We start from the raw sequence: 12,394 nt of genomic DNA, 5'->3' as shown, positions 1-12,394 counted from the left end.
CCGGGCCAGCGCTCAGCTCCGGATCGCGGTACGCGAGTCGCGCCGGACGATCTCCTCGCCGCGGCGCCCCAGCCGGAAGCGCTGGCGGCCGGCCTCGTGGGGGATGGGCTCCACCACGCGCGACTCGCGCGCGAACGCCAGCCAGGTCATCGCCTCGGTGCTGGAGCCGCCGTCGCGGGCGACGGTGGCGACCAGGTCGTCGAACGTCATGGGCCGCCGCGCGAGCGCGCGCAGGAACGTCTCGCCGTGCGGGCTGCGCTGGTCCACGGTCACCATCGCCCGCGGGCTACCCCGAAGGCCGGGACGCTATGCGGCGCTCGTTTCCGATCCCGCAGGGAGGGGAAGCCGCGCCGGGGTGCCCCCGCCCTCCCGGCTCACCGTCGTCGTCGCCTCGCGCAACCGCCGCGACACCCTGCTCGCCGGCGTCGCGCGTCACGTCGCGCTGCCCGAGCGCCCGCGCGTGCTCGTCGTCGACGACGCCTCGACGGACGGCACGGCGGCGGCCCTGCGCCATGCGCATCCCGAGGTGGCGGTCATCGAGCTCGACCGGTCCCGCGCCGCCGCGGCGCGCAACGCGGGCCTGGTCGCGGCCCGCACGCCGTACGTCGCGCTGACCGACGACGACGCGTGGTGGGAGCCCGGGGCGCTCGCCGCCGCGGTCGAGCTGCTGGACCGCCATCCCCGGCTGGCGGTCGTCAACGCCCACATCCTGGTGGGGCCCGACCGCCGCGACGACCCGCTGTGCACCGAGATGGCGACCTCGCCGCTGCCGCCCATCGACGGGGTGCCCGGCCACGCGCTGCTCTCGTTCATCGCCTGCGCCGTGGTGGTGCGCCGCGAGGCGATCCTCGGCGTCGGCGGGTTCTCCGCGCGCCTCGTCATCGGCGGCGAGGAGGAGCTGGTCGGGTGGGACCTCGCGGCAGCGGGCTGGCAGATGGCCTACGTCCCCGGCGTCGTCGCCCATCATCACCCGCCGTCGGGCGGCCGTCCGCGGCCCGAGCGCCGCGTGCTGCAGACGCGCAACGCGCTCTGGCTGCCGTGGCTGCGCCGCCCCGCGCGGGCCGCGGCGGCGCGCACGGTGCGCGAGCTGCGCCGCTGCCCGCCCGACCTCGTCAGCGCCCGAGCGGTCGTGCAGGCGATCGCCGGACTGCCCGGCGTCCTGCGCGAGCGGCGCGTCAGCCCGCCGCACGTCGAGGCGATGCGGCGCCTGCTCGAGGATCAGCAGCTCACGTCGGCGTCACGCGGCTACGCGGGCTGATCGGCGGGTCTCGTCGCCTCGCGCAGCGCGGTGGCCGCCGCGATCTGCGCGAGGTGGGTGAGCGCCTGCGGGTAGTTGCCGAGCGCCATGCCGGTGTGCGGGTCGTGCTCCTCGGAGAACAGCCCGAGCGGGCTGGCCGTCGCGGCCGCCCTGTCGTAGACCTCCCGCGCGCGGTCCAGGCGCCCCTGGTGCGCGTAGACCTCCGCCAGCCAGAACGTGCACGCGAGGAAGGCCCCCTCGCGGCCCGGCAGCCCGTCGCCGTCGCCGTCGTAGCGGCGGATGAGCCCGCCGTCGTCGAGACCTTCCGCGACGGCGTCGGCGGTGCTGCGCATGCGCTCGTCGTCCCAGTCGACGATCCCCGTGACCGGCAGCAGCAGCACGGCCGCGTCGAGCTCGTCGCCGTCGAACGCCTGGCGGAACGTGCCGCGCCCGGCGTCCCAGCCGCGGTCGAGGACCGCCGCGCGGACGGCATCGCGCTCGCGGCGCCACGGCTCGGTGTCGATCTCGGACCCGACGGCCTCGGCCAGCCGCATCCCGCAATCGAGCGCCGCCCAGCAGGCGGCCTTGGAGTGCACGAAGTGGCGCGGCCCGGCCCGCCACTCCCAGATGCCGCGATCGGGCTTCCTCCAGCTCCGGGCGGCCAGGTCGACGAGGGCACGCACGAACCGCCACTCGTCGGCATCGCACTCCTGGCCGCGCTCGTGCCAGGCCCAGGTCAGGGTGACGAGCTCGCCGAGGGCGTCGAGCTGCAGCTGGCCGGCGGCGCCGTTGCCGACGCGGACCGGACGCGACCCGCGGTAGCCGGCGAGGTCGAGCTCGCGCTCGGGGAGGTGGCGCTCGCCGCCGATGCCGAAGACGATCTGCATCTCGTCCGCGTGGCCCGCGGCGCTGCGCAGCACGAAGCGCCCGAACCGCCGGCCCTCCTCCTCGCAGCCGATCACCGCCTGCGTGCGCGCGGCGAAGCTCGAATCGCGGATCCAGCTGAAGCGGTAGTCCCAGTTGCGCCGCCCTCCGGCGACCTCGGGCAGCGATGTGGTCGGCGCGGCGAGCACCGCCCCGGTCGGCTCGTACGTCAGCCCGCGCAGGACCAGCGCGGAGCGCCGCGTCTGCTCGTCAGCATCCGGGTCCAGGCGCTCCGAGAACGCGCGCCACGATCCGATCGTGGCCTCGAGCGCCGCGTCGACCTCGGCGGCCGGCGGCGCGGTGCCGCGCTCCTGCGCGGCGGCCGCGCCGAGCGCGCTCACAGACAGGCGCACCCGCTCGCCCGCCGCCACCGGCAGGGTGGCGACGACGTCGTGATCGCCGTCGAGCCCGGCACCGCCCTGCACCCAGATGCACAGGCCGTCGTCGCCGCCGATCGCCCACACGAGGTCGTCGGCGTCCCGGCGCAGCCACGGCCGCACGGCGCCGTAGTCGAAGCGCACCGCGATGCGCAGCTCGAGCTCGAGGCGCCCGTCGACGCCCTCGATGACCCGCAGGAGGCGAGGGCCGGACTCCTCGCCGTCCTGCCCCGTCGCGAGCGCGTCGAGCACGCGGACCCGCCCGCCGTCGCCGCGCAGCTCGGTCTCCAGCACGAGCGTGCCGGGCAGGTAGCGCTGCTCGCCCGGCAGCGGCGCGCCGCCCGGGCCGGTGAGCGTCAGGCGCCCGCCGCGCTCGTCGTCGAGCAGGGCCGCGAAGCAGCTGCCGTGGTCGAAGCGCGGCAGGCAGCACCACTCGATCGCGCCGTCGCGCGCGACCAGCGCGGCGCCGTGGCCGTCGGAGATCAGCGCGAGGTCGTGCAGCGGCCGGCTCATGGGGCGGGCTTGTCCGCAAGCGACGGCGGTTCAAACCCCGCCCGACCGGTCCGCGGGGAGACCGCCCCTGTTCGCGGCCGGCACGGCGGGTACTCCGAGGAAGGAGACCCCGCGGAAAGGACCGCTCATGGCCAGCCAGACCGTCGCCGCCTTCATGCTCAACCGCCTCGCCGATTGGGGCGTGCAGCGCGTCTATGGCTACCCCGGCGACGGCATCAACGGCCTGCTCGGCGCCTTCCACGAGGCGGGGGACCGCGTGCGGTTCACGCAGACGCGCCACGAGGAGATCGCCGCGTTCGCCGCCTGCGCGCACGCGAAGTTCACCGGCGAGGTCGGCGTCTGCATGGCCACCAGCGGGCCCGGCGCGATCCATCTCCTCAACGGGCTCTACGACGCCAAGCTCGACCACCAGCCCGTCGTGGCCATCGTCGGTCAGCAGAAGCGGATGTCGCTCGGCGCCGAGTACCAGCAGGAGGTCGACCTCGTCTCGCTGTTCAAGGACGTCGCGCACGAGTTCGTCCACGTGTGCATGACCCCCGAGCAGGCGCCGCACCTGATCGACCGGGCGATGCGGGTGGCCAAGGCCACGCGCTCGGTCGCCTGCATCATCGTCCCCGGCGACGTCCAGGAGGCGCCGTTCTCCGAGCCGCCGCGCGCCCACGGCGCGGTGCAGTCCTCGGCGGTCGGCTTCGCGGGCGGCGCCCCCGTCCCGTCCGACGAGGAGCTGCGCCGTGCCGCCGACGTGCTCAACGCCGGCGAGCGGGTCGCGATGCTCATCGGCCAGGGCGCCAAGCACGCGGTGGCCGAGGTGGAGGCGGTCGCCGACCTGCTCGGCTGCGGCGTCGCCAAGGCGCTCAACGGCCGCGCCGTCCTGCCCGACGACCTGCCCTACGTCACCGGCTCCATCGGGCTGCTCGGCACGAAGCCCTCCAACGACATGATGGAGGGCTGCGACACGCTGCTCATGGTCGGCTCGAGCTTCCCGTACTCGGAGTGGCTGCCCGAGCCCGGGCAGGCGCGCGGCGTGCAGATCGACATCGACGCGCGGCTGATCGGGATGCGCTACCCGATGGAGGTCAACCTCGTCGGCGACGCCGCCGCCACGCTGCGGCGGCTGGCCGGCCTGCTCGAACGCAAGCCGGACCGGTCGTGGCGCGAGGAGATCGAGTCCGGCGTGCGGCGGTGGTGGGAGATCCTCGACGATCGGGCGCACCAGTCGGCCGACCCGATCAACCCCCAGCTCGTCTTCCACGAGCTGTCCGAGCGCCTGCCCGACCGTGCGATCCTCACCGCCGACTCCGGCTCGGCCACGAACTGGTGGGCCCGGCACCTGCGGATGCGCGCGGGGATGGACGCGGCGCTCAGCGGGACGCTGGCGACGATGTGCCCGGCGGTGCCGTACGCGCTCGCGGCGAAGTTCGCCTACCCCGACCGGCCGGTGATCGCCGCGGTGGGCGACGGCGCGATGCAGATGCTCGGCATCAACGCGCTCGTCGACATCGCCTATCACTGGTCCCAGGGCGCGTTCGACCACCGCGTCGTGGTCTGCGTGCTGAACAACCGCGACCTCAACCAGGTCACCTGGGAGCAGCGGGTGATGTCGGGCGACCCGAAGCTCGAGGCCTCCCAGGTGCTGCCGGCGTTCGACTACGCGGGCTATGCCGAGCTGATCGGGTGGCGCGGCATCACGGTCCAGCGGCCGGAGGACGTGGCCGGCGGCTGGGACCAGGCGTTCGCCGCCGACCGGCCCGTGCTGCTCGACGTCCACACCGACCCGGAGGTGCCGCCGCTGCCGCCGCACATCCGCTTCGAGCAGGCCAAGGAGCTCGCGGGCGCACTGCGGTCGGGCGACCCGGCGGCGGGGCGGATCGTCAAGAACTCGCTGAAGGGCAAGCTGGCGGAGTTCGTCAATCGATGATGGGCGCCGTCAGCCTCTCGGGCGCCGACCTCCAGCGCGTCCGCGCCCGCAAGCGCCGCCAGCTCGTCAACCGCCACCACGAGCAGGTCGAGGTCGACGCGGCCGCGCTGGCGCGCCGGCTGGCCGCCGAAGTCCGAGGCGACGTGCGCTTCGACGAGGCGTTCCGCGCCGCGTACACGTGCGACAGCTCGAACTACCGGCAGGCGCCGATCGGGGTCGTCTGCCCCCGCGACGCGAGCGACGTCGTGGCCGCGGTGGCGGTGTGCCGGGCGTTCGGCGCCCCGGTCACGGCGCGCGGCGCCGGCACCAGTCTCGCCGGCCAGACGACGAACGCCGCGGTGATCCTCGACACGTCGTGGCACATGCGCGATGTGCTGGACGTCGACCCGGTGCGGCGGATCGCGCGGGTGCAGCCCGGCGTCGTGCGCGACCAGCTCGCCAAGGCGACCGAGCGCGACTTCGGGCTGTCGTTCCCGCCCGACACGTCCACCCACGCCTACGCCACGTTCGGCGGCATGATCGCGAACAACTCGTGCGGGGCGCACTCGGTCATGACCGGGCGGACGTCGGACAACCTGCGCGAGCTCGAGGTCGTCCTGTACGACGGGGCGCGCATGCGGGTGGGGCAGACGTCCGGCGACGAGCTCGAGCGCATCGTCGCCCGGTCCGGCCGGCAGGCCGAGCTGTACCGCGGGCTGCGCGACCTGCGCGACCGCTACGCCGACGAGATCCGGGACCGCTACCCGCAGATCCCGCGCCGCGCGTCCGGCTACAACCTCGACGACCTCCTGCCCGAGAAGGGCTTTCACGTCGCCCGGGCGCTGTCGGGCAGCGAGGGCACGCTGGCGATCACGCTCGAGGCAACCGTCGACCTCACCGAGTGGCCGGCCGCCCGCACGATCGTCTGCCTCGGTTACCCGACGATCTTCGACGCCGCCGACCACGTGCCCGAGGTCATGGCGCACGGGCCCATGGCCTGCGAGGCGATCGACGACGTGATGGTGCGCGACATGCTCGAGCAGGGCATGCACCAGTCCGAGGTGCCCATGCTGCCGGACGGCACGGGGTTCCTCCTCGTCGAGTTCGGCGCGCCGACCAAGGACGAGTCCGACGCTCGCGCGCGCGAGTGCCTCGACGCGCTGAGCGGCGACTTCGCGTACACGATGTACGACGACGAGGCCGACGAGCAGCGGCTGTGGGCGGTGCGCGAGGGCGGGCTCGGCGCCACCGCGTACCTGCCCGGCGGCAAGGACCACTACGAGGGCTGGGAGGACGCGGCGGTCGCGCCCGAGCGCCTCGGCGAGTACCTGCGCGGCTTCCAGGAGCTCCTGGACCGCTACGGCTACGACACGTCGAAGTACGGCCACTTCGGCCAGGGTCTCGTGCACTGCCGGATCAACTTCGGGCTGCGCAGCGCCGGGGGCATCGAGACATGGCGGCGGTTCATGGACGACGTGTCGGACCTCGTCACGGCGCTGGGCGGCTCGCTGTCGGGCGAGCACGGCGACGGCCAGTCGCGCGCGGAGCTGCTGCCGAAGATGTTCGGCCCCCGGCTCATGGACGCGTTCCGCGAGTACAAGGCGCTGTGGGACCCGGACTGGAAGCTCAACCCGGGCAAGGTCGTCGAGCCGAACGCGCTCACCGACGACCTCAAGCTCGGCGTCGACTACAACCCGCCGAACCCGCGCACGCACTTCTCGTTCCCCGAGGACGGCGACTCGTTCGCGCACGCGGCGCTGCGGTGCGTGGGCGCCGGCAAGTGCCGCGACGTGTCGAGCGGGACGATGTGCCCGAGCTACATGGCGACGCTCGACGAGCAGCACACGACCCGCGGCCGGGCGCGCGTGCTGTTCGAGATGCTGCGCGGCGAGACGATCACGGGCGGGTGGCGCTCGGACGCGGTGCACGAGTCGCTCGACCTCTGCCTCGCGTGCAAGGGCTGCAAGGGCGACTGCCCGGTGAGCGTCGACATGGCGACGTACAAGGCGGAGTTCCTCTCACACCACTACAGGCGCCGCCTGCGGCCGCGGCCGGCGTACGCGATGGGGCTGATCATGGTGCACGCGCGGCTGGCCCGGCGGATGCCGCGGTTGGCCAACCTGATGCTGGGCCGCTCGTCCGTGCAGCGGCTGGCCGGGCTGACGACGGAGCGCGAGATGCCGCGGTTCGCGACGCAGACGTTCCGGGCGTGGTTCGCGCGGCGTCCGGTCGTCAACCCGGACGCACCGCCGGTCGTGCTGTTCGCCGACACGTTCAACGACCACCTGCACCCCGAGGTGACGAAGGCCGCCGTGGAGGTCCTCGAGGCGGCGGGCCGCCGGGTCGTCGTCCCGATGGAGCCGATCTGCTGCGGCCGCCCGCTCTACGACTACGGGATGCTCGACACGGCGCAGCGGTATCTGCGCGGGCTGCTGCGCGCGCTGCGGCCGCACATCCGTGCGGGCACCCACCTGGTCGGGCTCGAGCCGAGCTGCCTGTCGGTGCTGCGCGACGAGCTCGTCAACCTGTTCCCGCACGACGAGGACGCCAAGCGGTTGTCGCTGCAGGCGCTGACGCTGGCCGAGTACCTGCGCCAGGAGGTGCCCGACTGGCCGCTGCCGCGCCTGGAGCGCGACGCGATCCTGCACGTGCACTGCCATCAGAAGGCGGTGATCGAGACGGACGCGACGTCCGCGGTCCTGCACGACATGGGGCTGCGGTTCGACGGCGAGCTGGGCGCGGGGTGCTGCGGGCTGGCGGGCTCGTTCGGCTTCGAGGCCGAGAAGTACGAGCTGTCGATGAGGATCGGCGAGCGGCGCCTGCTGCCGGCGGTCCGCTCGGCCGGCGACGACGTCCTGATCGTCAACGACGGCTTCTCGTGCAAGACGCAGATCGAGCACGGCACCGAGCGGCGCGCGCTGCACCTGGCCCAGGTGCTGAAGATGGCGATGGACCATGGGCCGGCCGGCGTGGCGGGCCCGCGGCCGGAGCGCGACTATCCCGACGTCGCGTAGCGGGCCGCCGCATCCCGGCGCAGCGTGAGGCCGTGGCCGGCGGCCGTCCGGTCCGGGACGAGGTCGCCGCCGTCGGGCTCGAGCGTGCCGTCGAACAGCAGGCGCTCGATGCGGACGTGGTCGTGGAAGTACTCGAGGTGCGCGAGGCGCTGCACCGCGCAGCAGGCGTGGACGCTGACGGCGGGCGCGCAGTGCGCCGACAGCGGAACGCCGAGGGCCTGGCACAGCGCGCCCGCGCGAACGAGCTCCGTGATGCCCCCGCAGCGCGTCACGTCGACCTGCTGCACGTCGACCGCGCCGGCGGCGAGCATCCGTGCGACGTCCTCGAGGGCGTAGGCGTATTCACCGGCGGCGATCGCCAGCCCTGCGGGGGCGCGGTCGCGCAGGAGGCGGAGGCCGTCGAGGTCGTCGGAGCTGACCGGCTCCTCGAGGTAGGTGACGCCCGCGTCGGCGAACGTCTGCGCCCAGGCCCGGGCCTCGCGGCGCTCGTAGGCGCCGTTGGCGTCGACGTAGAACTCGACGTCCGGGCCGATGGCGGCGCGCGCCACCGCGAGGCGGTGGCGGTCGCGGGCCGGCTCGCGGCCGACCTTCATCTTCACGCGGAGACCGCCATCCCGGCGAGCCCGCGCCGGCCGTCGTTGCGGATCGCGCGGACCATGGCGAGCCACGCCTGGTGGACGTCGAGCGCGTCGCGGCCGACGACGGTGCCGGCCAGCTTCCCGGCGGCGACGCCGGCCGCGGCGGCGTCGCCATACGTGTAGCCGAGCCCGGTCGTGCCGGCGGCCTGCACCTCGACGAGGACGATCGTGGTGGCGTCCCACTCCAGCGTCCCGTCGGACTCCGGCTCGTCGGTGGGGATCCGGCAGACGGTCACGCGCACGTCGTCGATCGCCGGCATGGGGCTCGGCTACCCCGCGCGCCCCGCCTCCCGGTACGCGCTGTCCACCCGCGGACCGGCCGGCCGGCTACGCCGCGGCGCGCAGGGCGGCCAGGCGCTGCGCCGCCTCCTCGCGGAAGCGCGCCACCGCGGCGAGCTTGATCTCCTCGTAGCCGCGCACGACGCCGGGCAGCTCGCACAGCTCGACCACCGCGTCCGCCGTCCGCGGCGTGAGGTGGCGCAGCGCCTCGTCGACGATGCCCTGGTACTCGCCGACGAGCGCCCGCTCCGTCCGGCGCACCTCGGTGCGGCCGAACGGGTCCAGCGGGGTGCCGCGCAGGCGGCGCCCCTCGCGCAGGGCCGTGAAGGCGGGGGTGAACCAGGAGCCGAGGCGGACCTTGCGCCGCATCCCGAGCCCGCGCAGGACCGGCGGATGCAGGTGCCAGGCCACCCGGGCGCCCGGGCCGTACCCGGAGGCGGCCCGCGCCCGGTCGGCGCCGTCGAGGTGCAGCCGGGCGACCTCGTACTCGTCCTTGTAGGCCATGAGCTTGAAGAGGCCGCCTGCGAAGGCCGTCGCGATCGCGCCGGCCTTGTCGGGCGCCCGCTCGGCCGCGACCGCCATCACCCGGAGGGCAGCGTCCTCGTAGCGGCGCGCGTACCGGTCGTCCTGGTAGCGCCGCAGCTCGGCGGCGCGGTCGGCGATCAGCTCGTCCGCCGTCCGCGGCGCCGGCTCGTCCGGCGCGTCCAGCACCGCCGCGACCGCCCCCGGATCGGCGACCGCCGCACGGCCCCACGCGAACGCGGCCAGGTTGCGCTCGACGGCGGCGCCGTTGAGCCGGAAGGCCTGCTCGATCGCCCCGGCCGACAGCGGCAGCGCGCCCGCCTGGAACGCGGCGCCGAGCAGCAGCGCGTTGGCGGGCATGTCGTCGTGCAGCAGGGCCTGCGACAGGTGCTGGGCGTCGAGCAGCACGTTCTCGTCGCGGCGGGTCGCGGCCTCGATCGGCGCGAGCACGCTGGGCGCGCCGGGGAACGCCGCGGCGGGATCGATGACCATCTGGCCCGTGGGGACCTCGCTCGTGGAGATCACCGCCACGGTCCGGTCGGGCGAGGCGGTTGCCAGGTTCTTCGGCGCGGCGGCGCCGAGGAGGTCGAAGCCGAGCAGCACGTCCGCGCCGCCGGCCGCCGCCTTGTTCGCGCCGCCGATCGGCGCGTCGGCGAAACGCACGTCGGAGGCGACCGGCCCGCCCTTCTGGCTCAGGCCGGTCTGGTCCAGGCTCCACACGTGGCGGCCGTCGAGCATCGCCGCCACGCCGAGGACCTGGCTGATCGTCACGACGCCCGTGCCGCCGATGCCGACCATGCGGATCGTGCAGTCGTGCGCCGGGACCCGCGGCTCGGGCGTCGGCAGCCCTGAGGGCGGCTCGGACGGCGACGGGCGCGAGGGCGCCGGGGCGGAGGCCGCTCGCCGCCCGCGCGGCGGCAGCACGGTGACGAACGACGGACAGTCGCCCTCCAGGCAGGAGAAGTCCTTGTTGCACGACGCCTGATGGATCTGCGTCTTGCGGCCGTACTCGGTCTCGACCGGCCGCACGCTGAGGCAGTCGGACTTGCGCCCGCAGTCGCCGCAGCCCTCGCAGACGCGCTCCTCGATCACGACGCGCTGCGGCGGGTCGGCCAGCTTGCCGCGCTTGCGCAGGCGCCGCTTCTCGGCGGCGCAGCGCTGGTCGTGGATGAGCACCGTCACGCCCGGGACCTCGGCCAGCTCGCGCTGGGCGTCGAGCAGCGCGTCACGCCCCCGGACGGAGGCGATGCCGGGCAGCGCCACGCCGCGGTAGCGCTCGGGCTCCTCCGCCGTGATGACGATCCGGCGCACGCCCTCGGCCGCCAGGCCGCGGGCCAGCTCCGGAACGGCGAGGACGCCCTCGACCGCCTGCCCGCCGGTCATCGCGACCGCGGAGTTGTAGAGCAGCTTGTACGTGATGTTCACCCCGGCCGCGACCGCCGCGCGGACGGCCAGCGAGCCCGAGTGGTGGAAGGTGCCGTCGCCGATGTTCTGGACGAAGTGGGCGGTGCCGGTGAACGGCGCCATGCCGATCCACTGGGCGCCCTCGCCGCCCATCTGGGTCAGGCCGGTCAGCTCGCCCTTGCCCTCGCGGGTGAGGAGCACCATCGTGTGGCAGCCGATGCCGACCCCGACCTGCGTGCCGTCGGGGACGTCGGTGGAGCGGTTGTGCGGGCAGCCCGAGCAGAAGAACGGGCTGCGGGCGGGGAGGTCGACGGGCGGGGGCACGGGAGCGGCGGCGGGCGCCGGGCGGGCGGCGAGGCGCTCGCCGTCGGGCAGCAGCGGCGCCACGGCCCGGGCCAGGACCGCCGCGACCAGATCGCCGTCGAGCTCGCCCGCGGCGGGGACGAGCGGGCGTCCTTCGGCATCGAGCCTGCCCAGCACGCGCGGGCGCTCCGGCAGGTCGTAGAGCGCGTCGCGCACCGCCCGCTCCAGCCACGGGCCCTTCTCCTCGACGACGAGCACGTCGGTCGTGCCGCGCGCCAGCTCGCGCACGACGTCCTCGTCGAGCGGATAGAGCATCCCGACCCGCAGCAGGCGGATCCCGAGCCGCTCGAGCCGTGCGTCGTCGAGGCCGAGAAGCTCGCACGCGTGGCGCAGGTCGTAGAACGTCTTGCCGGCGGCCACGATCCCGAGCCGGGCGGCGCGCGGCGCCACGGCGATCTCGTTGAGCGCGTTCGCCCGCGCGTAGAGCTTGGCCAGCGGCAGCCGGACGGAGACCAGCGTCTCCTCCATCTCCAGCGAGCGGGCAGCGAGCAGCTTGCCCGACGGCTCGTGGACGAACGGCCGGCCGCGCCATTCGAGCTGCGGCACGACCGGGACGAAGCCCGCCGCGACGGGCGTCGCGGTGCCCGCGCCGTCGGCGATGTTCGTCACCGACTTGATCGCCGACCACAGGCCCGACGCCCGCGAGCAGGCGACGGCGTGCAGGCCGAACGCCAGCACCTCCTCGAGCCGGCCCGGGTAGAGCGTCGGCACGTGCAGGCCCGCGAGCATCTGCTCCGAGGCGCTGGGGATGGTCGACGACTTGCAGCCGGGGTCGTCGCCCACGAGCGCCACCATCCCACCGGTCCGCGCGGCCCCGACGAAGTTGCCGTGGCGGATGGCGTCGCACGCCCGGTCCAGGCCCGGTCCCTTGCCGTACCAGACGCCGAACACCCCGTCGGTGCGCGCGCCCGGGAGCTGGTCGACGAGCTGGGTGCCGTAGACCGACGTGGCGGCAAGCTCCTCGTTGACGGCCGGGACGTGGACGAGCGCGCCGTCGGGCGCCAGGTGCAGCTGGCGGTGCAGCTCGCGGTCGAACGTGCCCAGCGGCGAGCCCTGGTAGCCGGAGACGAAGGCGCCGGTGCGCAGCCCGTTGCGGCGGTCGAGGCGCAGCTGGTCGAGGATCGCGCGGACGTGCGCCTGCACGCCCGTCAGGAAGATCGGCCCCTGCTCGGCGACGTACTTCGCGTCGAGGGTGAGGTCCACGGCGGCCACCGCGTCATCCTAGA

Annotated in this window: 6 protein-coding genes and 1 pseudogene; 3 read left to right on the top strand and 4 right to left on the bottom strand. The window is 74.8% G+C overall.

Features of this window, described 5'->3' with window-relative positions:
• Window positions 1-12 precede the first annotated feature (12 nt).
• The gene (locus DSM104329_RS23890; protein WP_259312364.1) at window positions 13-276 is read right to left on the bottom strand and encodes a hypothetical protein; all 264 of its coding nucleotides are present in this window, start codon (window positions 274-276) and stop codon (window positions 13-15) included.
• A 79-nt stretch (window positions 277-355) separates the two neighbouring features.
• Here DSM104329_RS23890 and DSM104329_RS23885 point away from each other — a divergent pair, with 79 nt between their 5' ends.
• On the top strand, window positions 356-1,258 hold the full coding sequence (locus DSM104329_RS23885) for a glycosyltransferase family 2 protein (RefSeq protein ID WP_259312363.1): 903 nt from the start codon (window positions 356-358) through the stop codon (window positions 1,256-1,258).
• Here DSM104329_RS23885 and DSM104329_RS23880 read toward each other — a convergent pair.
• Entirely contained in the window at window positions 1,246-3,051 is a 1,806-nt protein-coding gene (locus tag DSM104329_RS23880) for a glycoside hydrolase family 15 protein (RefSeq protein ID WP_259312362.1), read from the bottom strand. The two genes, DSM104329_RS23885 and DSM104329_RS23880, sit on opposite strands and share 13 nt — an antisense overlap.
• A gap of 127 nt (window positions 3,052-3,178) precedes the next feature.
• Here DSM104329_RS23880 and DSM104329_RS23875 point away from each other — a divergent pair, with 127 nt between their 5' ends.
• Both DSM104329_RS23875 and DSM104329_RS23870 read left to right on the top strand, forming a co-directional pair.
• Window positions 3,179-4,969, top strand: a complete 1,791-nt coding sequence (locus DSM104329_RS23875; RefSeq protein WP_259312361.1) for a thiamine pyrophosphate-requiring protein — start codon at window positions 3,179-3,181, stop codon at window positions 4,967-4,969.
• Window positions 4,969-7,962, top strand: a complete 2,994-nt coding sequence (locus DSM104329_RS23870; RefSeq protein ID WP_259312360.1) for an FAD-binding and (Fe-S)-binding domain-containing protein — start codon at window positions 4,969-4,971, stop codon at window positions 7,960-7,962. The genes DSM104329_RS23875 and DSM104329_RS23870 overlap by 1 nt, the downstream gene beginning before the upstream one ends.
• On the opposite strand, the pseudogene DSM104329_RS23865 reads toward DSM104329_RS23870, so the two are convergent.
• Both DSM104329_RS23865 and DSM104329_RS23855 read right to left on the bottom strand, forming a co-directional pair.
• Window positions 7,944-8,860: pseudogene (locus DSM104329_RS23865) on the bottom strand (enolase C-terminal domain-like protein). The gene DSM104329_RS23870 and the pseudogene DSM104329_RS23865 sit on opposite strands and share 19 nt — an antisense overlap.
• Before the next feature lie 67 nt (window positions 8,861-8,927).
• Entirely contained in the window at window positions 8,928-12,380 is a 3,453-nt protein-coding gene (locus DSM104329_RS23855; RefSeq protein WP_259312358.1) for an indolepyruvate ferredoxin oxidoreductase family protein, read from the bottom strand.
• Between the last annotated feature and the right edge of the window lie 14 nt (window positions 12,381-12,394).

It is taken from the genome of Capillimicrobium parvum (assembly GCF_021172045.1).
GTDB lineage: Bacteria > Actinomycetota > Thermoleophilia > Solirubrobacterales > Solirubrobacteraceae > Capillimicrobium > Capillimicrobium parvum.
This window is presented reverse-complemented; position numbering and strand designations above follow the sequence as displayed.

Bases quoted from the DNA above. Each gene is read 5' to 3' on its own strand.
- DSM104329_RS23890 (WP_259312364.1), bottom strand. From the start codon at position 276: ATGGTGACCGTGGACCAGCGCAGCCCGCACGGCGAGACGTTCCTGCGC.
- DSM104329_RS23880 (WP_259312362.1), bottom strand. From the start codon at position 3,051: ATGAGCCGGCCGCTGCACGACCTCGCGCTGATCTCCGACGGCCACGGC.
- DSM104329_RS23875 (WP_259312361.1), top strand. From the start codon at position 3,179: ATGGCCAGCCAGACCGTCGCCGCCTTCATGCTCAACCGCCTCGCCGAT.
- DSM104329_RS23870 (WP_259312360.1), top strand. From the start codon at position 4,969: ATGGGCGCCGTCAGCCTCTCGGGCGCCGACCTCCAGCGCGTCCGCGCC.